24 protein-coding genes and 1 pseudogene are annotated in these 26,994 nt (G+C 27.1%); 20 read left to right on the forward strand and 5 right to left on the reverse strand.

Features of this window, described 5'->3' with window-relative positions; genetic code table 11:
• Positions 1–102: 102 nt before the first annotated feature.
• The 3 genes from P161_RS0107065 to P161_RS0107075 all read left to right on the forward strand — a co-directional run bounded on the left by P161_RS0107065 (position 103) and on the right by P161_RS0107075 (position 2,372).
• Complete coding sequence (locus P161_RS0107065) at positions 103–396, forward strand: hypothetical protein (RefSeq protein WP_026776318.1); 294 nt, start codon at positions 103–105, stop codon at positions 394–396.
• A 142-nt stretch (positions 397–538) separates the two neighbouring features.
• Positions 539–1,804, forward strand: a complete 1,266-nt coding sequence (locus tag P161_RS0107070; RefSeq protein WP_026776319.1) for a 6-bladed beta-propeller — start codon at positions 539–541, stop codon at positions 1,802–1,804.
• 1 nt (position 1,805) lies between these two features.
• Positions 1,806–2,372: a hypothetical protein gene (locus P161_RS0107075; RefSeq protein ID WP_026776320.1), complete on the forward strand. Its 567-nt coding sequence runs from the start codon at positions 1,806–1,808 to the stop codon at positions 2,370–2,372.
• Positions 2,373–2,378: 6 nt separating this feature from the next.
• Here P161_RS0107075 and P161_RS19350 read toward each other — a convergent pair whose 3' ends face one another.
• Complete coding sequence (locus P161_RS19350; RefSeq protein ID WP_081817002.1) at positions 2,379–3,263, reverse strand: efflux RND transporter permease subunit; 885 nt, start codon at positions 3,261–3,263, stop codon at positions 2,379–2,381.
• Between the two features lie 293 nt (positions 3,264–3,556).
• Here P161_RS19350 and P161_RS0107090 point away from each other — a divergent pair, with 293 nt between their 5' ends.
• The 6 genes from P161_RS0107090 to P161_RS0107120 all read left to right on the forward strand — a co-directional run bounded on the left by P161_RS0107090 (position 3,557) and on the right by P161_RS0107120 (position 10,990).
• Positions 3,557–3,745, forward strand: a complete 189-nt coding sequence (locus tag P161_RS0107090) for a hypothetical protein (protein ID WP_155810436.1) — start codon at positions 3,557–3,559, stop codon at positions 3,743–3,745.
• 16 nt (positions 3,746–3,761) lie between these two features.
• The gene (locus tag P161_RS0107095) at positions 3,762–3,971 is read left to right on the forward strand and encodes a hypothetical protein (protein WP_155810437.1); all 210 of its coding nucleotides are present in this window, start codon (positions 3,762–3,764) and stop codon (positions 3,969–3,971) included.
• A gap of 60 nt (positions 3,972–4,031) precedes the next feature.
• Positions 4,032–5,150 carry a hypothetical protein gene (locus tag P161_RS0107100; protein ID WP_026776325.1) on the forward strand — a complete coding sequence of 373 codons (1,119 nt, stop codon included), beginning with the start codon at positions 4,032–4,034 and terminating at the stop codon, positions 5,148–5,150.
• Between the two features lie 414 nt (positions 5,151–5,564).
• A complete protein-coding gene (locus tag P161_RS0107110) occupies positions 5,565–6,632 on the forward strand; it encodes an efflux RND transporter periplasmic adaptor subunit (protein WP_026776327.1) in 1,068 nt (355 codons plus the stop codon).
• Positions 6,633–6,641: 9 nt separating this feature from the next.
• Positions 6,642–9,653 carry an efflux RND transporter permease subunit gene (locus tag P161_RS0107115; protein WP_026776328.1) on the forward strand — a complete coding sequence of 1,004 codons (3,012 nt, stop codon included), beginning with the start codon at positions 6,642–6,644 and terminating at the stop codon, positions 9,651–9,653.
• Positions 9,654–9,733: 80 nt separating this feature from the next.
• Complete coding sequence (locus tag P161_RS0107120; RefSeq protein ID WP_026776329.1) at positions 9,734–10,990, forward strand: TolC family protein; 1,257 nt, start codon at positions 9,734–9,736, stop codon at positions 10,988–10,990.
• Here P161_RS0107120 and P161_RS0107125 read toward each other — a convergent pair.
• The 4 genes from P161_RS0107125 to P161_RS0107140 form a co-directional block, all read right to left on the reverse strand.
• Positions 10,983–11,666 carry a response regulator gene (locus tag P161_RS0107125; protein ID WP_026776330.1) on the reverse strand — a complete coding sequence of 228 codons (684 nt, stop codon included), beginning with the start codon at positions 11,664–11,666 and terminating at the stop codon, positions 10,983–10,985. The genes P161_RS0107120 and P161_RS0107125 overlap by 8 nt on opposite strands.
• A gap of 5 nt (positions 11,667–11,671) precedes the next feature.
• Positions 11,672–13,687: an ATP-binding protein gene (locus P161_RS0107130; RefSeq protein WP_197026332.1), complete on the reverse strand. Its 2,016-nt coding sequence runs from the start codon at positions 13,685–13,687 to the stop codon at positions 11,672–11,674.
• Between the two features lie 60 nt (positions 13,688–13,747).
• Complete coding sequence (locus tag P161_RS19485) at positions 13,748–13,903, reverse strand: hypothetical protein (RefSeq protein WP_155810438.1); 156 nt, start codon at positions 13,901–13,903, stop codon at positions 13,748–13,750.
• Between the two features lie 218 nt (positions 13,904–14,121).
• On the reverse strand, positions 14,122–14,844 hold the full coding sequence (locus P161_RS0107140) for a LytTR family DNA-binding domain-containing protein (protein WP_026776332.1): 723 nt from the start codon (positions 14,842–14,844) through the stop codon (positions 14,122–14,124).
• Between the two features lie 157 nt (positions 14,845–15,001).
• Between P161_RS0107140 and P161_RS0107145 the strand changes: the two genes are divergently transcribed.
• From P161_RS0107145 to P161_RS0107195, 11 genes and pseudogenes are all read left to right on the forward strand, one after another.
• The gene (locus tag P161_RS0107145) at positions 15,002–15,550 is read left to right on the forward strand and encodes a hypothetical protein (protein ID WP_026776333.1); all 549 of its coding nucleotides are present in this window, start codon (positions 15,002–15,004) and stop codon (positions 15,548–15,550) included.
• Between the two features lie 5 nt (positions 15,551–15,555).
• Positions 15,556–18,570 (forward strand): type IV secretory system conjugative DNA transfer family protein, encoded by a 3,015-nt coding sequence (locus tag P161_RS0107150; RefSeq protein ID WP_026776334.1) that lies wholly within the window; start codon positions 15,556–15,558, stop codon positions 18,568–18,570.
• A 67-nt stretch (positions 18,571–18,637) separates the two neighbouring features.
• Complete coding sequence (locus P161_RS0107155) at positions 18,638–20,125, forward strand: recombinase family protein (protein WP_026776335.1); 1,488 nt, start codon at positions 18,638–18,640, stop codon at positions 20,123–20,125.
• A pseudogene (locus tag P161_RS18220) lies at positions 20,098–20,289 on the forward strand (single-stranded DNA-binding protein); the annotation flags it as partial. The gene P161_RS0107155 and the pseudogene P161_RS18220, both read left to right, overlap by 28 nt.
• A gap of 151 nt (positions 20,290–20,440) precedes the next feature.
• Positions 20,441–21,535: a hypothetical protein gene (locus P161_RS0107165; RefSeq protein WP_026776336.1), complete on the forward strand. Its 1,095-nt coding sequence runs from the start codon at positions 20,441–20,443 to the stop codon at positions 21,533–21,535.
• 50 nt (positions 21,536–21,585) lie between these two features.
• Positions 21,586–22,047, forward strand: coding sequence for a (2Fe-2S)-binding protein (locus P161_RS0107170; protein WP_026776337.1), 462 nt, complete (start codon positions 21,586–21,588; stop codon positions 22,045–22,047).
• A gap of 86 nt (positions 22,048–22,133) precedes the next feature.
• Complete coding sequence (locus tag P161_RS0107175) at positions 22,134–24,284, forward strand: xanthine dehydrogenase family protein molybdopterin-binding subunit (protein WP_026776338.1); 2,151 nt, start codon at positions 22,134–22,136, stop codon at positions 24,282–24,284.
• A 197-nt stretch (positions 24,285–24,481) separates the two neighbouring features.
• Positions 24,482–25,471 carry an AraC family transcriptional regulator gene (locus P161_RS0107180; protein WP_231494714.1) on the forward strand — a complete coding sequence of 330 codons (990 nt, stop codon included), beginning with the start codon at positions 24,482–24,484 and terminating at the stop codon, positions 25,469–25,471.
• A gap of 109 nt (positions 25,472–25,580) precedes the next feature.
• Positions 25,581–26,075 carry a DoxX family protein gene (locus tag P161_RS0107185; RefSeq protein WP_026776340.1) on the forward strand — a complete coding sequence of 165 codons (495 nt, stop codon included), beginning with the start codon at positions 25,581–25,583 and terminating at the stop codon, positions 26,073–26,075.
• A 24-nt stretch (positions 26,076–26,099) separates the two neighbouring features.
• The gene (locus tag P161_RS0107190) at positions 26,100–26,588 is read left to right on the forward strand and encodes a hypothetical protein (protein ID WP_026776341.1); all 489 of its coding nucleotides are present in this window, start codon (positions 26,100–26,102) and stop codon (positions 26,586–26,588) included.
• An 11-nt stretch (positions 26,589–26,599) separates the two neighbouring features.
• Positions 26,600–26,983 (forward strand): hypothetical protein, encoded by a 384-nt coding sequence (locus P161_RS0107195; protein ID WP_026776342.1) that lies wholly within the window; start codon positions 26,600–26,602, stop codon positions 26,981–26,983.
• Positions 26,984–26,994: the final 11 nt, after the last annotated feature.

Below are 26,994 nucleotides of genomic sequence, written 5' to 3' on the forward strand. Positions count from 1 at the left end.
AGGGTGTTTTTTTTTTATAATTTTATTGTAATATTAATCTTACCTAAAGTTAGGTAATTAAAAATTTATTTTATTATGAAGAAAAATTTTTTAAAAGTCTTAATGGTCTTTAGTGCAGTTTTAACTATAACTTTATCATTATCTACAATGCAAAATGTAGAAGCATATCCTGGAATAGGAGGCACGTTATCAGCAAGTTGTGGTCAATGGGTTTGTACCGGTAGTTGCGCAGGTGGCGGAGGTGTGTCCGTAGAATTAACTAAACATGGAGGTATAGAAGCTACGGTTGGTGGGAGTAGTTCAGGTGAGGAATATACTTGGACATCTGGCACAGAAAAAAGCTGTGGAGATAATTGGGAATACTGTTCTTGGACTGGTTGTAGACTAGGGGCTTAAATTATCTTATAAATAAGGTGGTTACTAAATTTATTAATCATCTTATTTATTATTAATATCTCCTTTTGTTCAATCAAATAAAACCTCTATAGCAATAAAATTTTTTTAAAAAAAATCTAGAGTTCAAAAATCTCTTTTCTGTATGCAAAAAATAGTTCAAAAATGGTTGTTTTTATTAATAATTGTAATTTCTTGTTCAAAAGAAAAAACCAATCGACCTAACATAGATCCACCTAAAATAAATAAAAATGAACTTGTAAATTATAATAAAAACAGTCAAATTGTTAAAATTAAATTAGATCCAAAGAAATCGAAAGATTTAATTGATTTTAACAAATATTTTAAATTAGAAAAAATTATAAATTTAGATAACAAAGCAGTTGTTGGAACAATTGATAAAATTCAATTTACTAATAATAAAATTATTATTTTTGATAGAAAAAATACAGAGCAACTTTATTGTTATGATTTATATGGGAACTTAATATGGGAATTTAAAAATAAAGGTGGAGGACCAAATGAATATGTAAGACTTAAAGATTTTGATATAGACACTAAACAAAAAACTGTTGATATTTGGGACAGTAGAGGTCTAAAAGTATTAAAAATTGATATCGAAACAGGAAATTTAAAAGGAACAGAAAAAGTCCATACTTTTGGTCAAGAAATGGTAACATATAAAAATATTAAATATTTTTATAATATAGGAGGTGGATTTTCAGATTCGTTGTGTTTTAAGTTAATTGGTGTAAATAATCAAAATCAAGTTGTTAGTAGATTATTACCCTATGAAAAAATAGATTTTACTAAAAACTCATACTCAATAAGAAGTTTAAATTCTAGTTTTAATAAGAACTCTTTAATGTTCAGCGAAATTTTAAATGACACAATTTATGAATTGAAAAATGACGAGTTAAAAGCTAGTTATTTAGTAGATTTCTCAAATTATGGAGTAAATGTTAAAGAAATAAAAAATGATAAGTTCATAGAAAATTCACCTATATTAAAAAATAAAATAATTAATTTCTCAGATAAAATAGTTTTTAATGATGATTACTTAATATTTAACTATCCTTTTAAAAGTAATTCAGATAGATATGAAACTTTTAGAACAGTTTTGTATAACAGAGTTTCTAGAGAAATCATTCATTTCAGAAGAATTATTAATTCTCCCTTAACTTTGACAAAATCTGAACAAATTATTTTTGAAAATTTTGATTCTAATGATAACTTGGTTCAAATTATAGATCCAATGATTTTTAATGAGGCAAGGCAACGAATAAAGAATGGAGTTGTTAGTGAAGAAGACATTAAATTGTTTAAAAATAAAAAACCAGAATTATATAATTTAATAACTAATTCTAATGAATATTCTAATCCCATACTAGCATTTTATAAACTTAAATAAAATGAACCGTAAAAAATTACTAATATTTTTATTTTTCATATTACCTTTATTATTTTTTATATACAAAACAAATGTTTTGAAAGTTAAAATACCAGAAGAATTAAAAGAATTAGTTAAATACACAACAGAAATAGAAAAAAAAACAAATGGCTCAACTTTCTCCAATTCAAAAATTGAAGATTTTAATGGAAATTTTTTAAGTTTAATTGATATTAATCAAATGAATAAAAAACTTTTCTTTTATTATAATAAAGAATTACATTGTAAACAATGCGTTGACCAGACTATACGGATTTTAAAGGAAGAGTTATCAAAAGAACAATTAAATAATCAATTAGTAATTTTAATTAAATTTACTTCTAAAAAAGAATTTAATAACTTCAAAAGACTAAATTTACTTCAAAATATTACGGTTTTTAAAATGGATAATGAAAAAATAAATCTTCCAATTGGAGATACTGGTTTGCCATTTTTTTTAAAATTAGATGAAAATTTAAAAGTACAAAATTCACATATAGTAATACAAGAGTTACCAGAACTAACTAAGAAGTATATAGCAGATTTTTAGTTTTGGCTAAATATGTACTTCTCGCAATTTTTCACTTATTCTTTTTGCCAACACAATTGTATTTGCGTTTTTAGTAGCATAAATAGATAAATTAATAGCATTCTTACCATTTACCCTATAATAACTTTGTGTTTCTTGTTTTTGTTCTAAAATTTTTGCAATATCATCTAAATAAATAATTCTTTCTTCTACCTTTTTTATTGGAATATGGCAATTTAGTTCATTACTTGTTTTGATAGATAAAGTAATATATTCTTTTTTATAAAAAATGGATCCTAAACTTTCTTTAGTAAATTGTTGTTGTAAAGTAGTAATAATGTCTTGCTTATTTATAGACAGTTGCTTTAGTAATTGAAAATTATAATTAATAATAAATTCCTTTGAAGTTGAGCCAAATTCTTGAGTTTTATCTACGCCCTGTATTGCACCAATAATTGGTTCTATTTGGTTTTTTACCGTTTCCTGAATTGCAAATGGACTTTGTTTTGCATTAATGCTAAAAGACAAAAAAGCACTTTCATTCTCGTTATTGGGTTTATTTACACTTATAATTGGATAACTAACTTTTTCTGGAAGTTTTTTATAAAGCTGTCTAATAATGGTTGCAATTTCAAAACGTACAAGGTCTACATTTGTATATTTACTAAATTCTAAAGTTATATTACCATTTCCTGTAGAAGATTTAGAGTTAATTTTGGTTAACCCTTTAACAACACTAAAACCACCTTCTAAAATATTTGTTACCTCCCTTTCTGTAGTATATGCTGATGCCTTTACCCAATTGTAACTTACGTTTAAAGAAGGTAATGACTCGCTTGGATTTAATCTAATTGATAATTTAGGAAGTAATAGAAACCCTAAAAAGCTTAAAATTAAGAAAGTAATAGAAATTTTAAAATAAGAGTTTTTTTTGAGCTCAAATAACTATTTTTAGTAAAAAAATTAAAAAATAGATACCAATTTACAAAATAACATAGCAAGTCAAACTAAATTCTATTAACAAATTACAACATAAAGGTAAAACCTTATTTTTAATAAGGCTTAGCATTTAAAACTGCAAGCCTAAAAATTAGTCAATATAAATTTATATTACATTTATATTTTAATAATTATACCCCATTAGTTAATGAGGTATAGCAATGTTTAACCGTATAAATTTAATTGAAATGAAAAAAAAAATCTTTTTGCTTGCGTTCTTAGCTGTAGTTATGCTGAGTGCATCATCATCAACAGTTGAGAATTCAATCGCTCAAGAACCATCTCCTACAATAGAATCTAAAGGATATTTTCTGTGGTGGGGAGGGTTTGATTGTATGGGGCTAGGCGATATTCGCTGTTATTATCCAAATCCAGTAATTACAGAAGCTCCTTAATAATTTAAAACTATATATGATGAAAAAAATGAAAAAAAAATTAATTATCTTAAGTTTTTTGTGTTCTATAATTTTTAGCTTCTCAAAAACAGAAGAGGCTAACGCTGAATGGTCAAATGGTGGTATGCGTTATGATCCAGAACAAGGAACCTCTTGGTTTGAATGTTTAGGTACAGGAATTACAATTTGTTTCTATCCAGACCCAGTAATTACAGAAGCTCCCTAAAAAGAGAATTAAAACAAATAGTCCTTTTTTCAAAAAGGACTATTTTTATATCTATGTACAATGAAAAAATTAAATTTTATTCTAATTCTAATTCTAATTTTTAGTGCTTGTAATACCTCTAAGAAAAGTGATTCCAAAGAATTGATCAATAATCTTAATTTAAAAATTATTGATTCAATAATAATAAGCAAACCGAATATTTTTTTCCAAGATAGAATCGGAGATAATTTACTCTTAACCAACTATGTGAATTCAGAAATTCATATTTTTAATATTAGAAAACATATTCTTAGTAGTTTTACAAAACAAGGAAGCGCATTCGATGAATATCGTCGTACTATAAGAGGTAATTTGAAATTTTTGAATGACTCTGTATTGGGAGTTGGTAATATTAAAGGGATAAAAAAATATAATTTTCAAGGTGATTTCCTCGGGAATATAAGTATTAATAATAAAAATACTTTTGCTCCTCTTGTAAATTTTAAACTGTATAAAAATCTATTAACTTGTCTTCGCACATTTCAGGGTGATCCTTCAAAAAAGAAATTCTATGAGAATAAGCAGCAAGTCTTATTAACTAAAGATTTGAATACTTCTGAAGAAAATAGCTATGCAAATTTTCCAACAAATGAAAGTGACTTATCTAACAAAACTCACTACTATAACTATATTTATGATTTTTATTCTACTGCAAATGATAGTATTTATTCTTTTGTAAATTCTAACGATGCAAATATTTTTGATTATAATGTTTTAAGTGGTCAATTAATATCACACAAGAAATTGGATTTAGATAAATATAATCCGTTATCAATCGAATTTGGTAAACTTCCTAGTAACCAAGAACGGTTCACAAATCTCTTTATTGGCGGAGCTATAAGGGGTTATTTCAGAAAAGATAACAAAGAAATAATTCTTTACAGTGAAGGATTAAATAAAGAAGATGTAATATCTTTTTACAAAGAGAACAGCTCTTATGATGTGCCAGATCCAATCTATTGGATTTCTGTTTTGGATAAAAGAAAAAAGACTACAAATGATTTTAAAATTCCTAAGAAAATAGGGAGTTTAGTTCATATGATATCAAATGATAAATTAATGTTTAGAAAAAATAAAAATTATCTAGATGAACAAAAAGGTATTACGACATTTTATTACGTTCAAGTTATTTATAATTAGTACTTTTGTTATATTGCTACTATCTTGTACTAACAATAGTTTAGAAGAAAAGATCATAGATATTATGGAATCAGAGTTAAGTAGCATAAAAAACTATGATAATAACAAAATAATTATAATTTTATCTGATAAAAATTGTTACAGTTGTTTTTATAATTATGAGAATATTGAGGCAGATAAGTATGTAGCATTTTATTATTCTGATAACCCATTATTTTTGAAAAAAATAAAAAAAATAAATAATAAAATTAAATGGAATCCCATTAAAAATAAAAATGTTTTAGATTTACTTTTTAAATTTAATAATCATTCTTTCGGGCCATATAATTTTATTTTTGAAAAAAATAAAATAAAATTTATTAATACTATAAACTAAAGTAAATAATATTTGCTTTTATTCATTATATTCATAATATGCGATTTTACTTATTATTACTTATTTTTTTTTTAAATTCTTGTGTTAATCAAAGTGAAAAAAAAATAATTGATGGTAATGAATCTAAAGTAGTGATTAATGATGCTACAGTCGATGTTGCAGTATCTACAATCTCCATGCATCATTTTATGTCGAAACTACTTTTGAATGGTAAGATAGTTACCAATCAAAAGAATGATTTATTTTTTCGAATAAATGAAAAAATAACTAAACTCAATATAGAGAATGGTCAAAAAATTAATAAAAACCAAAAACTAGCTTCATTAGAAAATAGTTTATTAAGAAACAATGTTGAAAAAGCAAAAATAGAATTAAGAAAAGTTGAAAATAAATTATCAGAAGAAAAAATAAATTATGGTCAAGAAAACATTACACTAGATATTATTAATAAATTAAAAATTAAAAATGGTTTTTTAGAAGCTATAAATAAACTAGAAAGAGCCCAAATAGAATATGAGCAAACAATATTAAAAGCTCCATTTTCTGGTGTTATTGCTAATTTAGAAAAAAAAGAAGGTGATTTTATAACAACATCTGATGTACTTTGTACTTTAATTAACCCAGATAATTTAGAGGTTTCCTTTTCAGTTTTAGAGAATGAATTTCAGTTCGTTTTTAAAGGACAAGACGTGGAGATACACTCTTTTGTAAATAAAGGGGAATTTTTAAAAGGCACCATAACTGAAATAAATCCGTTGGTTGATAAAAATGGTTTAATTAAAATTAAAGCCAAAGTTTTAAGTAAAAAAACCAATTTATTAGATGGTATGAATGTTAAAATTTTTATCAATAAGTCTTTAAAAGATGTTATTGTGATACCAAAAGAAGCATTGGTTTTACGATCAAATAGGCAAGTTGTTTTTACCCTAGAAAAAGGATTGGCAAAATGGAATTATGTAGAAGTGGCTGGAGAAAATAATAATAGTTATGCAATTAAAAAAGGCTTAAAAGTTTCGGACACTATTATAGTTTCAGATAATTTAAATTTATCTCACGATGCAAAAGTTAATACTACTTTTATTGATAAAGAAATAAATATAAAATAAATAGAAACTATGGTAAAGTTTCTAATAAATAGACCCATTGCCGTTTTTATGGCTACTCTAGCCTTTTTATTATTAGGTGTTGTTTCTTCATCAAGAATTCCAACTTCTTTAATGCCTAATATTCCAATACCAGAAATTACAGTTCAAGTTAGTTATCCTAACAATACTACTCGAGAATTAGAAACAAACTTAATAAGACCGCTAAGAAATCAGCTACTTCAAGTCGGTAACTTAAAAGATATTACTTCAGAAACAAGAGATGGTTTTGCAACCCTAAAGTTAGTGTTTGAATATGGTACAAACACTAATTTAGCTTTTATTGAGGTTAATGAAAAAGTAGATGCTTCATTAAATTATTTGCCTAGAGATTTAGAAAGACCTAAAGTTATAAAAGCTTCTGCCACAGATATTCCTATTGTTAACTTAACAGTCTCATTAAAAGAAAATTTTTCTAAAGAAAAATTTTTAGAATTAAGTGATTTTACAGAAACTGTTTTAAAAAAAAGAATAGAGCAATTACCAGATATTGCTCTTGCAGATATTAGTGGTTTAACAAAACCAGAAATTTCAGTTACTCCTAATACTCAAAAGTTACAAAGTTTAGGAATTGGCACAAATGAGTTAATTAATGAAATTAAACAAAATAACTTTGAACTAGGAAATTTATTGGTACAAAATGGAATTTATCAATACAATTTCAAGTTTGCAAATCCACTTAAGAATAAAAAAGATATTGAAGCAATTTATTTAAATATTAATGATAGATTATTTCAATTAAAAGAATTAGCTATAGTTAATTTAGTTCCAGAAAAAGATAAGGGATTAATTTATTTAAATGGAAAAAGAGCAATTGTTTTATCGATTATTAAACAAGCTGATGCAAGAGTTTATGAGCTAAAAGATGCCTTAGAAAAAGTAACAAGTTCTTTTAATGAAGATTATCCTGACTTAGAATTTTCAACAAATCAAGATCAAACTAAATTGCTAAAACTTTCTATTGATAATTTAAAATCGAGTTTATGGATAGGAAGCCTTTTGGCAATTATGATTATGTTTTTCTTTTTAAAAGATGTGAAATCTCCTTTAATAATTGCAGTAAGTATTCCGATATCATTAGTAATTAGTGTTTTATTTATGTATTTATTTGGCTTGTCTATAAATATTATTTCACTTTCTGGTTTAATATTAGGTGTAGGAATGATGATAGACAACGCTATTATTGTAATCGACAACATAACACAAAAATTAGAAGCTGGAGAAAATTTAATAAATGCTTGTGTAAAAGGAACCAATGAAATTATAACACCTTTAATAAGTTCTGTTTTAACAACTTGTTCTGTTTTTTTACCATTACTTTTTTTAAGTGGTATTACAGGTGCATTATTCTATGACCAGGCATTGGCAGTTGCTATTGGTTTATTTTCTTCTTTACTAGTATCTATACTACTAATACCTGTAATCTATAAACAGTTAAAAAATAAAAACTTTAAAATAGAAAAATGGTTACAATTTAATGTGAAAACTCAGCAAATTGAAAATTGGTACGAGAAAGGATACCATTTCTTTTTTAAAAGGAAACTAATTGTTTTTTCTATTTCGATAATAAGTATTTTACTAGCAGTAATTTTATTTTTAACAATGCCCTATTCACAATTACCAAATACAAATCAAAATGAGGTAATCTTGTCTGTAGATTGGAACGAGAATATTAATGTTGATGAAAACCAAAATAGAATACAAACTTTATTTGAAAATGAGAAAACACTGAAAACGGTTTTTTCTAAAGTTGGAGAGCAACAATTCTTATTAGAAAGAGATAATAGCAAGAGTTTTTCTGAAGCATCTATATACCTACAAACAAAAACGGTAAATGAAATTGAAAATTTAAAAAAAGAACTTAAAGTAAAACTTTTAAGGAGTTATCCAAATGCAACAATTTCATTAGCTGCTCCAAAAAATATATTTCAATATTTATTTGGAAATGAGAAAGAAGAGTTAATCGCGCAAATATCTTCAAGAGGATCTCTAGAGGTGCCAACTGAAAATAAGGTGCAAGATATACAAGAACTATTTAATGGCTATACAAACTCTGAAATACCCTTAAAACAAACAGCATTTATAGAAGTACTTCAGGAAAATGTTTTACTATATGATGTTTCTTATGATGATTTAGTAAATGAACTAAAAACCACTTTTAATCAAAACTTTATAGATAATCTAAAAACTGCTCAAAAGTTTATTCCTATTAAATTAAATTATGAAAATGAAGCTTTCGATAAAATGATTTCTGAATTATTCGTAAAAAATAAAAATAAAGAATTAATAGCTGTTAGAAATTTAATTAGAATATGCCCTTCCAAGCAATACAAATCAATTACAGCTAACAGAGCTGGTGAGTATTTAGCTTTTAATATTAAAACTCAAAAAAAACCTGAGAAGAAAATTGAAGAAATACAAAGCATATTTCAAAATCAAAGTAATTTTAATGTTAATTTTAGTGGCAGTTTTTTTGATGTACAAGAATTAGGTAATCAGTTATTAGTAGTAATCTTAGTAGCGGTATTATTACTTTATTTTATTATGGCAGCTCAATTTGAGTCTTTGTGGCAACCTATCATTATTTTATTGGAAATACCAATAGACATTGGTGGTGCATTGTTATTACTTTGGTTGTTTGGAGGAACAATAAATGTGATGGCTGCAATAGGTATAGTGGTAATGAGTGGAGTAATTATAAATGATAGTATTTTGAAACTACACACCATAAATATGCTTAGAAAAGAAGGAAAAACTATTGAAGAAGCAATTAAATTAGGAGGTAAATTACGTTTAAAACCTATTTTAATGACTTCTTTAACTACAATTTTAGCATTACTGCCTTTTCTATTTATGGATGGCTTAGGAGCTAAATTACAAAGACCACTAGCATTAACGGTTATAGGAGGAATGATTATTGGAACTTTTATAAGTTTGTATTTTATACCTTTAATGTATTCTTTATTAAGTAAAAAAGAAAGCTAATGAAAAACATATTGAAATATATAATATTTAGTTTTTTACTATTTGTTTCTAATAATTTACGGTCACAAAAAAAATGGACTTTGGAGGACTGTATAAATTATGCCAAGGAAAATAATGTTGAAGTGATTAAGCAAAAAATAAGATCAGAAATTGTAAATAGTGATATTAAAATCTCTCAAGGAAATTATCTGCCAGACGCAAACTTTAATGCCTCTCAAAATTTATCTTTAGGAAACTCTTTTAACGTTTCAACTAATGTAGGGCAAAGAGAAAGTAGTTCTAATAGTTTTAGTTTATCTTCTTCTCTACCTATATTTAATGGTTTTTCTAATAGATATAAACTAGAAAAATCTAGACTAGAAAAAGAAAAATCTGAAGCTGAAATTGAAAGAATTAGATTTGATTTAAGTTTAAATATTACTAATAAATTTTTACAAGTTTTATTTAATAAAGAAATTTTAAAACTTACAAATCAACAATTTAATATTAGTAAACAGAATTACAACCGTTTAAAAAAACTATATAGTAAAGCTCTAACAGGAAAAAGAGAACTTTTAGAAATAGAGGCTTTATTTTCATTTGATCAAAAAGAAAATTTAGTAGCAGAAAATAATGTTCAAAATAGTCTAATTGAACTTCAAGAATTATTAGGAATAACAGAAATTAAAAACTTCGAAATAGCAGAAGTTTTAGTAGAGAATTTTATATCTAAAAATTTTGAATTTAATGATGAAATATTAGATCGGAACCCAATAATTGTTTCCTCTAAATTAGATTTAGCATTAAGAAATAAGGATATTAAATTATCTAAAGCTAGCTTTTTTCCAAGAATAAATTTAAACTATTCATATAGTAGTAATTACTTTCATATTCTAGGCCAGGAAGATTTAGTCTTTAACCAGATAACAAATCAAAATGAGCCTAATGGATTTTGGGTACAATTAAATAATAACAGAACCCATTATATCGGTTTATCTGCAGTTTTCCCAATTTTTAATCGTTTTGCAACAAAAGAAAATAGCAAAAAAGCTAAGGAAGAATTAAAAATTTCTGAGGTGGAATTTGAGAGTAGTAAGCAAATATTAAGAAACAAAATTAAAATGGCTTCAAATGATGTTAAAACTGCTGAAAGTAGCTTAAGCTCTAGTAAAATTGCATATACAACCCAAAATGAAGCTTTTAAAATTATTCAAAAGCAATATTTATTAGGTAATATTAACAATTATGAATTTTTAGAAAGTAAAGCGAAATTAAACAGAAATAACTCAGATTATATTAAAGCAAAATATGAGTATTTTTTTAAAGTAAAAATTTTAAACTATTATTTTTTCAAATAAAACCTTTTTCTCTTGCTATTGCAATTAAATCTTTGTCATCAAGATTAGAAACATTAAAAATACTTTTTAAATTTCTTTTTCTTTTTTCTACTCCAGCAATCGATAGAGGTAAAATTTCTGGAAGATCTTTTGTTTTAGTTCCAATAGAAATTTCGTATAACAATCTTCTATCAATTTTATCTAAAAGAAGATCGTTTAACATTTCATTTCTAATCGTCTGAGAAACGGAACTACTGTAGTAAGGAGGGTTTTCAAGAACTAAAGTTATGGCGTTAACTAGTTCATTTGCAGTAATATCATTTTTGATTAATAACCCATCAGGATTCAAGCTTTTCAGTAAACTATAAATTCTATAATTATCATTATGAGTAGTTGAAATAATAATTTTTGCTTCTGGTAGTAACTCATTTATTTTTAGACCTAAATCTTCTCCAGAAAGTATTTTTCTGTCTGAAGAAGGTGGTAATTTAATATCTAAAAAAATTAGCTGATATTTTAATATTCTATTTGAAGATTCTTTAATTTTTGCAAAAGCATCATCACAATTATGTGCTAAACTTATTTTAAAGACTAAATTAGAATTTCCTTTTTCTACTAAATTTAGTGCATTAATATATGCATCACAAATTAGAGGGTGATCATCTATTAATAATACTGAACATTTTTCTCTTTCCATTTTTCTTAGCTTATAGGTAATACTATTACAATCTCTACTCCCTTATTTAAAGACGACGAAATTTCAAAAATACCATTCAATTTTTGTACTCTAGATTTAATATTTTTAAGACCTATTCCATTTCTTTTTTTCTTAACATTAAATCCAATACCATCATCAGATAAAGATAAAACTAAATTGTTGTTTTTCAAACTAAACTTAATTGAAACTAAGGTTGCATTTGCATATTTCATTATATTTTGGATTACCTCTTGTATAATTCTGTATAAATTAACTTTAACTACCCCATCTATTTTATACCAATTGATATTTTCATCAAAATAAATAGTGTATTTAAAATTCCCTATTTTACTTTTATCTATTACTAGTTGTTTAATAATAAATGTGAAATTTATCTCAGCGTTATCAAAATTATCACTTAATTTATGAGAAACATCTCTAATTTCTTTCTCTACATTTTGAAGCTCATCTAAAAAAAGTTGGTACTGTTTTTTGTTCTTTTCATTAGAATTAATTTCTATAAACCCTAAACCAACCCTAGCACCAAAAAGTCTCCCAAGAATTCCATCATGCAATTCTTCCGAAATTCTATTACGCTCTTTTACTTTCTCCTCTTCCAGTTTAGACTGTTGTTTTAAGGTTAATAAATAAATTTGTTCGTTTGATTTTTGTTGCTCAGTTTCTAGTAATAGTTTTTCGTTTTTCGCCTTCTGAACTCTCAAAAAGTAGAATAATATTATAATTAAAATTATACTTAAAGAAATTATGGTTATCCAAATTTTCTGTTGAGATAATCTTTCTGTTTCTTCAATATACTCATCTGTATCATAAGATATTCTGGCAAATTTATTTTGATAGTTCCTTTCTAAAATTGATAAGCTATCTGAATGAGATATATAGTCTTCTAAATAATATTTTGATTTCTTTATGTCTAATGAAGCTAATAGTTTGAGAGAAGCTAGGTAATCTCTACTATTTTTAACATCCTTTGCTATTTTATTTGCTTCGGAAGCATATTTTTTAGCTTTTAAAGTATCATTTAAAAATTTATAGTATTTCGTTAAATGAATTTTACTTGTTAAAACGCCTTCTTTATTTTTTAAACTATCTCTTATAAATAGAGCTCTATAAAAGTCCTGTTTTATACCTAAAGTGTCTTTATTTAATAATTTGCAATATGCATAGTTGTCAAGAACTCTTGCATAATCTCGTGGGTTGCTTTTTTTAAAACCCATATCTAAGTCTTTCTTAAAAAACTCTAATGCTTTTTTATAATTTCTTTTTTCAAGGTAGATTAATCCAATATTATTGTTTAAATTTATTTTGTTTTTATCATTAGACAAGGAGGAATATTCTAAAGCTTTCTCGTAATAAAAAAGTGACTTATCATAGAATTTAAGGTCAGATTGAACTACAGCTAAAGATGTATAAGAATTTAATAAATCATTGTACTTATTAAGTTCCTTAAAAATTTTTATTGCTTTAATTTGATTTTGTTCACTACCTATATAATCTGAAAATCTACCTTTTATAAAAGCTTTTCCAACTAACATTTTACCAATATAATATTTTTGGCTTTTGAAATATTTTTCTGCTTCATTAAAATGATAATATGCCTTTTCATAACTTTCAGTTCTAACAAAATAAGTAGCATAGTTCCAGTGTGCATCTCCTAAAGAAAATGAATCTTTTACTTTTAAAGCTAGTTCTATAACTTTTTTATTTCTCTTTTTGAATAATAATGTATCTTTTACTTTTAAAGTTTGATATGCAATATCACTTAACTTTTTAAGAGCTGAAGAATCAATTGTATTAGATAAAATATAATTATAGCTTTTATCTAAATATTGTCTCCTTTTATATATAGAGATATTAAAGTTTTTTGAATTTCTAATCCAAGTAGAAATACTATCATTTTTAATTTTTAAACTTATATTTTCTTTTTTAAAAAGGTTACATGAAGTAACCGTAATTAGATATAGAAATAAAAATATGTATTTAAAAGGTTGTTTTTTTTGCAATTTTAGTTTTATCCCAAATATAAAAAAAACCTTTAACATTAAGTTAAAGGTTTTTTTAAATTAGTCTTTACCTCCATCAGGGTCTACTTTATCTTCACCAGTATCTGCTAAGGTATTTTCTATATTAATATTTGAATCATCGTCTTCCAGATCTGTACAAGAAGTAAGAGAGATTGAAAAAATTGCTAATAGTAATAGTTTTTTTAATAATTTCATAATGCAAAAATTTTAAGATTAAACAATAGTGTCTTTAAGCTGGATTTTTTACAGCTCATTTAAAATTGTGCACAATGAAAAGCGTGTGTTATTTTTTTTCACGCCCCTGAATTCATTTATAAAATTAGGGAACTATTAAGAATTATATGTGTAATTACACATACGTTTAGTGAAAGTCATACATCTACGAGTGAAAAGATTATTTTATATGGTGAGGTTTAATTTGAGGTAATTACATTTTTGTAATACAAGTCATTAATAATATCAATATTATATTTAAATGTTTTTGTAAATGGTAATTTATATTGATTATTACTTAGAGTACACATTGATTTTCCGTAATGAATTCTAGAAATAAAATTACTATTAATTATATAACTTTTATGAATTCTTAAAAAGTTAGTAGGTAGGCATTCTTCAAACGTTTTTAAGGTTTTATAGGCACCAATGATAGTTCCATCTGACATATGAAAATCAGTTGTATTATTATCAGCTTTTAAAAAAAGAATATCATCTATACACAGGTATCTATAATCTTTGTTAGATTTTAAACAAATAGTTTTATTAATATGTACTGTTTGTTTTTTTTTGAACTTCAGAATACATTTCCTGATACTCAATTCGTTTAAAGGTTTTAGAATAAAATCACAAAAGTCATAATTGTAAGCTTTGTAAGCACTTTCTTTTTTTGAAGATAAGCCGATAAAATTAAGTTTAGAATTATAAGAATTTTTAACATCCAATAAGAATTCAGGTATATTAAATTTATTTGAATCCATATTAAAAAAAATTAGGTTGAAATTATTTTTTAAAATTAAATTTAATGCAGTTTCCTCTACTTCTGTTGTGTAAGTGAAATTTATATCTATAAATTCATTTTCTAAAGCTGAAATTTTTTCAATCTCTTTTTTATCATTTTCAATAATTAAACAATTAGTCATAACTAGTTTTATTGAAAATTAAAGGAACTTTACAAAACTCAAGTAAGGAAATAGTTCACAAAGAATAAGGTTATTACTATAAAAATTAAATATTGCAGAATAGTATCAAATTTCATATCGAACTTTAGAAGTATTATAATACAAAAAAAATTTAATTATGCTTAACCTTTTTATTATTCTAATTTTTCTATTCATTATTACTTTTCTAAAAAAAGGAACTCCAACCTTAAATGCCAACTGGAATAACCTTTTGGATAATTTTGAATATTCAACACAGGATTTTTATAAATTATTAGCAATAGAGTTAGAATCTAACGGAATAAAAGAAATTAAAATTGAAGAAAAGTCTATCAGTATAGGGAATGCTCTTGGTGTAAAACGTTTATATTTAAGAGTAAAGTGGAAAAATTACACATATGATTGCTGTATGGCGCCCTTCGGAAATGGCACTTTTATTTCTTGGTGGATGTTTACTGAAAAAACAGGAATGGAATTATTGCTTTCTAAAATTCCTTTTATTGGCAACTACTTTGTAAGAGCTTTTTTTCCTATAACCTATTATTCAATGGATAGTGCCAGTATGTTCCGAACTTATGCCCAAGCATCTGTTTTAAAAGTAATTGATGGTATTACACAAAATAAAGGAGTTCGTGCATTATCTGAGGCAGAAAAAAAGCCAATATTAAATGATATTTTCAATAGGTAATTTATATGCAATTTTCTGCACAAGAAAAGGCAACCTTACATTTCTACCAATGGGAATACAGAAATCGTGGGTATTATCATTTTGATACGCCTGTTAATATTGAAGCACCATATATTCCATTTTACCACAAATCCTTTTCTGATGCATCAACAACAGATGATGGAATAGCTCCTTCATTTTTTAAAGGTATTCAAAACCTTTTTCTACCAACCAAAGAAATTAAAGAGTCTGACGAAGAAGAAGTTGTTTTAAAGCCTAATTTTTTAGTTTTTTCAGAAAAGCCAATACTAGTTGGTTTCTCAATTTCCTTCCCAAAAAAAACTGAAATATTACCAAGTAGAAATATAGAATTTTTAAATATATTATCTTTTTCTGAAGATATAATTTCTTTTGAAATTATTGGAACTAGAGAAGATTTTACGATTCAATTTTTAAGTAGTGAGCTAGATTCAGAACGAATAAAATCTCATTTAAAAGCATATTTTCCAACAGTTATAGTTAAACAAATTTCTTTAGACGGTTTTAATTTTGATAAAGATAAAGAAGTTGCCATCGCAGACTTTGGTTTAAATGATGAGTTTATGCGTCCCATAAAACAAACAGATTCTTTTGGAATAGACTCTTTGACTTCCCTTTTTGCAACAATGGATAGTTTACAAACAAATGATATCGTTGTTTTTCAACTTCTTTTTAAAGGTATTACATCACCTTTAGCAAAAGAGATTCCTTATGCTGTTTCTGATGGTGCTGGAGGTTCTTTTTTTGCTGATGCCCCGGAAATGGTTTATTGCGCTCTAGATAAAATTTCAAATCCATTATTTTCTGTTGTTATGCGAATTGCAACTCAAGGGAAAACGAAAACTAGAAGTCAATATCTAGCACAAGAATTGGCACGAAGTATTTCATCAATTTCAAGTTCTCAATTCAATAAATTAATTCCACTTTCTAACGAAGGATATAATTATGATTTTCATTGCTATAACCTTCAAAATAGATTAAGTAATCGATTAGGTTTTGTGTTAAATTCCAAAGAGTTAAACACTTTTGTACATTATCCGAATAAAACAGTCGTTAGTTCAAAACTTGGATTAGCAGGAGCAAAAACTAAAAGAATTAAGATAATTTCAGAAAAAGGAATTCTTATTGGTAACAATATTCATAATGAAGAAGAGGTTCCTGTAATTTTCGATATAGAAACAAGATTAAGTCACACACATATTTTAGGAGTTACAGGTGTAGGAAAATCAACATTGCTTGCTAATATGATTTTAGCCGATATTTCTCAAGGTTTAGGTTGTGCAATGTTTGATCCCCATGGTGATATTATCGATGATATTTTACTTCGAATTCCAGAAGCTAGAACAAAAGATGTAATCTTAATTGATCCTTCAGATGCAGACTTCCCCATTGGTTTCAATTTATTAGAAGCAAATACGGATGCAGAAAAAATAGTATTGTCTTCGGATTTAGTTTCTGCTTTCAAAAGACATGCAACAGCGTGGGGAGATAATATGACTGCGGTTTTACAAAACGCTGTAAATACGATTTTAGAAAGTATTAGAGGTGGAACTCTAATAGAATTAAAACGTTTTTTAATTGAAGAGAAATTTAGAGAAGAATATTTAACCTCTGTAGAAGACCCATCATTGCAGTATTATTGGAAAAACGAGTACCCAATGTTGCGCAAAGGGATTGCTCCATTACTTACAAGAATAGATACATTTCTTCGCCCAAAGCTAATACGCTATATGTTGGCGCAGAAAAAAGGAGTTGATATTTCTGACTGTTTACACACCAACAAAATTGTATTATTAAAACTTTCACAAGGTCTTATTGGAGAGCAAAATTCTTATTTATTAGGATCATTATTTTTAGCGAAATTTAACCAAGCAGCACTTGCAAGACAGTCTAAAAATAGAGAAGATCGTAAACCTTACATGCTCTATCTAGATGAATTTCAAAACTTTATTACTCCAAGTATTGAGCGAATTTTAAGTGGCTCAAGAAAATATGGCCTTGGTTTAACAATTGCCCATCAAGAGCTAGGTCAAATTCAAGATACTTCTCTTCTAAATTCAGTTTTATCAAATCCCAAAACCCGAATTTGCTTTAGACTTGGTGATAACGATGCAAAGAAATTGGAATCGGGATTTTCATATTTTGAACAGTCAGATTTACAAAGTTTAGAACGAGGAGAAGCAATTATGAGAATTGGTTCTAGTTCTAATGATTTTAATGTTAAAACAACTATCCTTCCAGAAGTAACCGAAGATTTTTCCAATACTATTATTTCATCAGTCAGATCAAATTATGGGACTCCAAAAGTAGAGGTAGAGAAGCTTCTAATATCGATGCTTCCTTCTTTTCAATCTATTAAGAAAAAAGAGTTTAAAAAGCCGATTGAAGAAAGTTCCAAGGAATTAAAAGAATTTGAAAAAATATCTGAACCGAAAATAGAAGAGATTAAAAGTGAAGATGTAAAAGTAATTTCAAATAAAGTAAGAGAACAATTAATTCAAAATGAAAATACTTCTGAGGAAATTCGCACGCATATCTACTTACAATCCATCATTAAAAAGTTGGGTCAAGATAGAAATTATAAAGCAACAACTGAATATTTAACCAAAGATGGAGGAAGAATAGATGTTGTTTTAGAACAAAATGGATTAAAAATTGGTATTGAAATTTCAGAAACGAATAAACCAGCTTACGAGGTTCAAAACATAAAGAAGTGTTTAAGAGATGGATGTATTCCAGTAATAGTTGTTTCAAAAAATAGAAATCATTTAAATGCTATTAAAAGTTTAGCTGATAAAGAACTTTCTAAAAAAGACAAAACTTTGGTTCAATTTATACAGCCAGATGAAATATCAAAGTTATTAGATGGTTTTGCAGTTCTTCCGCAGAAACAACAAGAGGTTATTAAAGGATTTAGAATAGTTACCGAATTTGATACTAACGAAAGTTCTCAAACAAAAAATATTAAATCACATCTTGCTAAGATATTTAAAAAGAAATAATAAAGCTTCGTATTGTCTTTGATTTAGTTTTTAAAAGGGTTATTTTTAGACATAAAACACTGTAAATATGAATGTTGCAATATTTGTAAGAGTAAGTACTCTCGACCAGAAAAATAACACCGATTCTGTAGAAACCCACATAGAGAGAGGAAAAATGTATGCACAATCCAAAGGATGGAATGTAGTCAAAATATATAATTTAGCAGGTGTCTCTGGTAAAAGCACCATCAAACATCGACAAACTTTGGAGATGTTTCAAGACGTTAAAACTTCTAAGATACAGGGAATTATCATAAGCTCTTTAAGTAGATTAGCGAGAAATACTTCTGAATTATTAGAATACAGTAAATTCTTTGAAGAGCATAATGCCAGTTTAATATCTATAAATGAATCCTTAGATACTTCAACAAGTGGGGGTAAATTTTTCTATACCCTACTATCTGCGCTTTCTACTTACGAAAGAGAGATTACAAATGAACGCCAAATTGCAAGTTTAAATTACAGAAGAAAACAAGGAAAGTTTACAGGCGGAATGGTCAGTTATGGCTTTAAAATTATCGATGCAGAAGTTGTTATTAATGAAGAAGAAGCAACTGTAAGAAGATTAATTTATGATTTGTTTTTAGAGCATCAAAGAACATCTACAGTTGCTAAAGAATTAAATCAAAGAGGGTATGTAACAAGAAAAGGTAGAAATTGGTCTGATGTTACTATTAAAAGACTTTTAAAAAATACGGATGCTAAAGGAATTAGAAGATGTAATTATCGAGGAAATTCATCAAAAGAAAATCCTAAAGGTTTCAAACCTCAATCTGAATGGCAGTTTCTACCCTGTCCAAAATTAATATCTGAAGAAAAATGGGAAGAAGTAAATGCAATTATTAGAGCACAAGAAAAAGGAAGCTTTTTTAAACAACCACTAAATAAAAGAGTTCATTTATTTACAGGTTATTTAAAATGTGAACAAGGTCATAAAATGTCTATCAAATCGAAAAGTAATAGATACACCTGTAAAGAATGCAAATACGGAATTGGTAAAGATGATTTAGAAGAAGTATTTTTAAGCAGAATAAAACAGTTTTTGATTTCTGATGAAGAATTATCAGAATATAATCAATCAAATATTCAAGAACTAAATTTAAAAGTTGATGAGATTGAATTTGCAAAATCTGAACTTTCTAAATTGGAATCCAAATTAGACAAATTAGTCGATTTAAATATCAAAGGAGAAATTCCAACCAAAGGATTTAAAAAACATTATGACCCAATATTTGTCAGAAAAGAAAATTTGGAAGCTTCTATAAAAACTTTAGAAATAGAATTAGAACAGTTAGAAAAAGCAAAATCTTCTTTTCAAATCATAGCAAATAAATCCATTGATTTTTATAACAATTGGAACAATTTAGATAGAGGAGAAAAAAGGTATATTGTGGAAGCGATTACCAATAAAATTATTTTTGATAATCAAACCATTCTATTTAAACTAAAACAGATTGCGCCCCTATCTTTCTTGGAACTGAACCCAAAAGGTCAACAACGTGGCACAATATTGTAATTACTGGTGGTTTGGTTAAAGTTGTAGAAGGGTATGTAAAAAAAGGGCAAGAAATTGCAGTTGAAGGCAAATTAACCAACAGATCTTATGATACCAAGGAAGGTGAAAAAAGATATATCACAGAAATTATGGTAAATGAATTGTTGTTAATGGGAGGGAAGTAAATGATACTATTTTTTGAAATATTTCATAAAAATCTAGCTTTAGGCTAGATTTTTTTATTTAGTACTATTTACATACTCAAAAGTAGGTATATGCTAGTATTCTGAAAAATAGTATATTGCAAACAATGTTTATCTATTTAAATTGTAATAAATGAAAATTTCAAAACTAGTTTTAATAGGATCAATTTTATTTTTTTTGGTATATAGTTGTAAACCAAACTCAACGAATGAAGTTAAAGTAGAAGTTGAAAATCAGAAAGTTAAAAGTATAAAAACGTATGGACTTTATTTTCCTGAGCAAGATAGCATTAGCGTGAATATTAATTTAGATGAATACAAAACTTACAAAGAATTAATAGATAGATTCAAACAAATTTCTTGTTCAGATCGAATTCCAAAAATAACAATAGAAACGGATTCTTTAGTAAGAAAAATATATTTTGCTAGTTTTTGTGACAAGAATAATTTTCCAATTATTAAAAACAAAAATGTAATTGAAATTTATGATGATAAAATATATCGAGGTTATGATAATGAATTGTTACCATTAGACAGTGCACATAATTATGTAGAGAAAAATTTAAAAAATTTTGGTAAACTTGATAATCTAAGTGAAAGCCCAGATAAACTATTTTTTATAATGGATTCTTATAATGATAGTGAATTAAATAAACTTGAAAATAATTTATTAAAACTATTAAAAGTTTTTGACCAAGTTGGAGGGAATAATAGATTAAATGTATTGATTATGCAAACAGAACTTCCTCCACCACCTCCACCTCCTGCACCAGTTGCTCTTAAAATTATTGAAGAAAAAAAGAAACCCAAAAAAATTGAAAAGAAAATAGAAAAAACAGTATTAGAATCTGTGGGGGCAGATGAAATTTCTGAATCTAAATTATATGGTACTTGGAGTGTTACAAAAGTAGATACAAATAAAAATAAGCTTAAAAATATTGATAAAGAAATCTATGATCCTTTAAAAATTGCTCTATATAATGCTTATTTTAAATTTAACCCTAACCATACTGCTTCAATCTATATAAAATTTGATGAGTTTGAAGATACTTTCAAAGATGTGCGATGGTCTTACAATAAACAAAAATCAGAAATTACAATTATAGATAAAATTGGTGGAGAATTAGAATCTGAAGGTACATTGCTAAATATCGAAGTTAAAAAAAATAATACCGGTCTAATTTTTACAACTATGGTTGGTGTTTTCTCTTTACATGTAGAAAGATAATTAAAACCATTTTTTTTGTATCTTACAACATCAATTTAAAAATACATATCATGCCAAATTATACACTAAATATTAATGGAGAGAATCGTTCTGTTTCAGTAGATGAAGATACACCTTTGCTATGGGTTTTAAGAGACGAATTAAATTTAGTAGGTACAAAATTTGGTTGTGGTATTGCACAATGTGGTGCTTGTACAGTTCATTTAGATGGCATTGCAATAAGAAGTTGCCAAATGAAAGTTGCCTTTTTAGATGACGCAAAAATAACAACGATTGAAGGTTTATCCGAAGATGGAAAACATCCTGTTCAAGAAGCTTGGAAAGAGATTGATGTGCCACAATGTGGATATTGTCAAGCAGGACAAATTATGACTGCTTCTGCTTTTTTAGCAGATAATAAAAATCCTTCAGAAGAAGAAATAAGACAAGCAATGCATGGCAACATTTGTAGATGTGCTTCTTATAATAGAATTGAAAAAGCAGTAAAAGTGGCCTCAGAAAAAATGTCTTAGATTAAAAATTATTTCTTTTAATTTTTATGAAAAGGAAAATCTTTAAATTGTTTTTCCTGAAAACAGGAATTTAAAATTACACAAAAATGAAATCTCAACTCAATACAAATTTTAGCAGAAGAAACTTTTTAAAAACTTCGGTTTTAGCAGGAGGAGGAATGTTAATTGGTTTTAACTTTTTAACCGCATGCAAAAAAGAAGTAGCAATGCCAGTAGATATTGCAAGTTTAAACTTTAACGACTTTAATGCGTTTATAAAAATTTCTGATGAAGGTTATGTAACCATTTTTTCACCAAATCCAGAAATTGGACAAGGTGTAAAAACTTCTATGCCAATGATTATTGCAGAAGAATTAGATGCAGATTGGAGTAAAGTAACTGTTGCTCAAGGTGCTTTAGATACTAAGAATTTTACAAGACAAGTTGCAGGAGGAAGTCAATCTATAAGAAGTAGTTGGGATGCTTTAAGGCAAACAGGAGCAACTGCCAAACAAATGTTAGTAAATGCAGCAGCTGCAAAATGGAATGTAGATGCATCTACTTTAACAACATCCAAAGGAGTAATTACCAATGCAAATGGAGATGAGTTGGGTTATGGAGAAGTTGTAAAAGAAGCTGCTTTATTAGAAGTTCCTGAAAACGTACAACTAAAAGAAATTAAAGATTTTACCATTATTGGTAAAGACGCAATAAATGTAGATATTGATGAAATCATCACTGGAAAACCTTTATTTGGCTTAGATTATAAAGCTGAAGGAATGGCAATTGCTGCTGTTTTAAGACCACCAGCTTTTGGTCAAAAATTAGTAGATTTTGATGATCGTAACGCAAAAGCTGTAAATGGTGTTTCTGAGGTAATAAAATTTGGAGATAAAATTGCTGTTTTAGCAACTTCAACCTGGGCAGCCATGAAAGGTAAAAAAGCATTATCTGCAAATTATAAAGATGATCAACCAGAAAGTACAGAAAACCACGATAAAATTTTAAACGAAATTTTAGATGGTAAAAAGTTTGATACAAGACGTGAAGATGGAGATATAAATCAAGCCTTTGCAACTGCAGACAAAGTGATTGAAAGAACATATCATTCGCCTTTTTTACCTCACAACTGTTTAGAACCTATGAACTTTTATGCAGACGTAACTGCTGATAAAGTGCATTTGGTTGGGCCAATTCAAACTCCTCAATGGACTGTAAATAGAGTTGCACAATTGCTAGAAAGAGAACCAGAAACGATTCATTGCGAAATGACAAGAATGGGTGGAGGTTTTGGAAGACGTTTGTATGGAGATTTTGCTTTAGAAGCAGCCGAAATTTCAAGCTTAGCAAAAAGACCAATAAAAGTTGTTTTCACTAGAGAAGATGATATGACTGCAGGAACGTATAGACCTGCAATTAAATACAGAATAAAAGCAGCACTTAAAGATGGAAAAGTTTCTGGATATTATTTAAAAGAAGCTGCCATAAATGGCAATATGTATGGTGCAATTCCTAACTTTTTTCCTGCTGGATGTATCCCGAATTATAAAGTTGATTCAGGTAATTATGCCAGTAACATTACTACTGGTGCTTGGAGAGCACCTTATACAAACTTTTTAGCTTTTGCAGAACAATCTTTTTTTGATGAGTTAGCCACTGAGTTAAATGTTGATGCGATTCAATTGCGTTTAGATTTATTGGAAAACGTAAAAAATACTACTGATGAAAAAATAGAATATTCTGGTCAAAGAATGGAAGACACTATTAAATTGGTCAGAGAAAAAGGAAATTGGGGCAAAGAAGAACAAGGCGTTTATCAAGGTTTTGCAGCTTATTATTCTCATAATACACATGTTGCAGAAATTGCAGACATCGTTTTAAAAGATGGTTTTCCTGTCGTAAAAAAAGTAACAGTTGCTGTAGATTGTGGAATTTTGGTAAATCCTACAGGTGCAAAAAATCAAGTTGAAGGTGGTGTTTTAGATGGAATAGGGCATGCAATGTATGCAGATTTTTCTTTTGAAGATGGAAAACCAGCTCACAAAAATTTTGATACCTATAGATTGATCAGAATGCAAGAAACACCAAAAGTTGAAGTGCATTTTGTAGAAAATAATTTATCGCCAACAGGTTTAGGAGAACCAGGTTTACCTCCTGCAGGTGGTGCAGTTGCCAATGCAATTAATGCTGCATTAGGTAAACGCTTATATAGTCAACCTTTTGTAAAAGAGTTAAAAGAAAATTCAGTTTTAGGGTAGAATAAATGGAATTGTTCTTTTTATTCCCAGATTTCAATATTTATAGTACGCCGTTATTAATTCTTGTTTTTCAAGGATTAATATTCGTATGCTTATTATTTGCTAGGTATTTTAAGAAAAGGAATATTTCAGATTTATTTCTCGGACTTATTTTACTTTTTATTTGTTACGAACAAATTTGCTATACAGTTGGTTTTATGGGGTGGTATAATGTGTTTAAAAACACAAAAATCAATTATTTTTTAATTGATATGGGCATGGCTATTGCCCCATTAATTTACTTTTATGTAAAATCGATAACTACATCAAATTTTAAATTTAATAAGAAAAATTGGTGGCATTTTGCTCCTATTTTTTTACTGATTACTTTCCGATTATCAATTTATGTTTATGATAGTTTACAACCAGGTTTTGAAGCTACTCAAAATGGTGTTTTAAAATTGTCTGCAGATGAAGCTGTGGTTGCTCCCATGCACATGTTTGTTAGTTTTGCACAAATGTTATTGTATTTGGCATTTACTTTCCAACTTTTTTATAATTATAGAAAACGAATTACAGCCTATTTTTCAAATACGTATAAGCTAGAGCTCAACTGGATTTTGAGTTTTTTAATTCTATTTACAGCATTGTTTTTATACAGTTCTTTACAAAGTATTATTGGTAGTTTAGTTGTTGACTTAAATTATCAACAACGTTGGTGGCTAAATATTTTTATGGCTTTGGTTGTTTTATTTATTGGGATAAAAGGATATTTTACAGACACAACTAAATTGAATAAACTATCTTTTAGTTTTTCTCCAAATCCAGAAAGCATTCCTCAAGTATTAGAGCATAAAAATGAAGTTTCTAAAATTGATATTGAAACTGTTTCAAAATTTATGCAAACTGAAAAGGCCTATTTAAACCCTGATTTAAATTTAGCTGATTTAGCCAATTTGTTACAAATGAATCGTTCTGAATTGAGTAAAATTATTAACACTGGTTTCAATAAGAATTTTAATGACTTTATAAATGAGTATAGAGTAAATACTTTCAAAGAAAAGTTGAAATTAGGTGCACACAAACAGCTTTCTTTGTTAGGGATAGCTTACGATTGTGGATTTAATAGCAAAGCTACATTTAACCGTGTTTTTAAGAAAATGACACAAACTTCTCCATCAGAATTTTTGAATTCTCAAACAAAATAAGGCGTATCAAATCGTATATAAGACCTTATCATACGTTTTAAGTCGCTCATAGGATAGCATTTTTACAACTTTGTAGCATCAACGTAATAAAGGAACAAAAATGCTAATTATGAAAACACATATTTTAAAATTATCAAAACTAATTATTACACCTGTCATCCAAAAAAAATGGTTTGGAGATCTGTTATTTACAATTCCAAGATTTGTTTGTGGAATGTTATTAACTGTAAGTTTTGGTTCAGATAAGTTTGGTTTGCCTTGGTCTTCTACAGACAATTTAGGCTTTTTTGAAGTAGCTGCTTGGTTTCCTAAAGACGTTGCAGCATATGGAGGCATTTTTGCTTTATTTCCTGTTTTCTTTGCTTGGTCAGGAGCTTTTGCTGAAGCAGTTGGTGGGTTGTTTTTAGCTTTTGGTTTTAAAACAAGAATTGCATCTTTTTTAATTATGTGTACTATGTTGGTTGCTATATTTATGCAAAAATGGAATCAAGGATTATGGGGCATGTTACCAGCAATGGGTTTTTTATGGGTTGCTGTATATCACTTGTATTTAGGTTCTGGACGTTTTGGAATCGATTTTTTTATCTCAAATAAATTAAAATAAAGCATAAATTTTAAAATAAATAATATGAAAATAATTGTATCAATAATCATTAGTCTTTGTGTTTTATCAACACTAAACGCACAAAAAAACGTAGAAATTTCTGATTTCGAAATATTAAATAATACCAACTGGAAAGGCATTTTACTATATAAAAATTATAGTGATGGCAAAGAAGTTACACTGCAAACTACTATGACTATTTCTTTAAAAAAGAATAAAGTAATTACCGAAATTAAATTCACTGGAGAACCAAAAGCAAACTCAAAAAACATAGTTAAACTTAGAAAAAAAGGAACTTATTTTGGTAATGAAAAAGTAATTCGAAAAGAAATTTTAAAAAATGGATTTACAAAAATAATTACTTTTTATAGGGGAAAAGACAATAGTAAAAAGGCAAAAATGTACAATACCTATCTGTTTAATAAAGACAGCTTTTCAATTACAAAAGAAGTTGAATATTTAGATTCGAAAGGAAGATTTATAAGAAATAAGCAAACTTACACAAGGATTTAAACAAGCGTATTATGAAAAAAACAATCACAATTTTAGCTATAGGATTTGTAATTTTATCAAGCTGTGTGCAAAAAGAGTATGAAAAGAAAGTAACTTTTATAGTGGATACTAATGGAGTTGTAGAGATTAAATCTTTAGGTATAAAAGGTGATTTTTTACCCAACCAATGGCAAGAATCTTATGCCTTAAAGGATAGTAATAATGATGGAATTTATGAAGTTACTTTCACTGAAAAAACAGCAGTTGCTGGCATTAATTTTAAGTTTGTTAAAAACGGGTTTGATTATGAATTAAAAGATAAGGAAAACAGAGAAATCATTTTTGAATATAAACCAGAAGTTATCACTTACAAGACAAAATTTAATAATCCAACATCAGAAATTATTAAAAAATAAGAGTATCAAGA

Origin of the sequence: Polaribacter sp. Hel_I_88, assembly GCF_000687935.1 — a bacterium.
Taxonomy (GTDB): domain Bacteria; phylum Bacteroidota; class Bacteroidia; order Flavobacteriales; family Flavobacteriaceae; genus Polaribacter.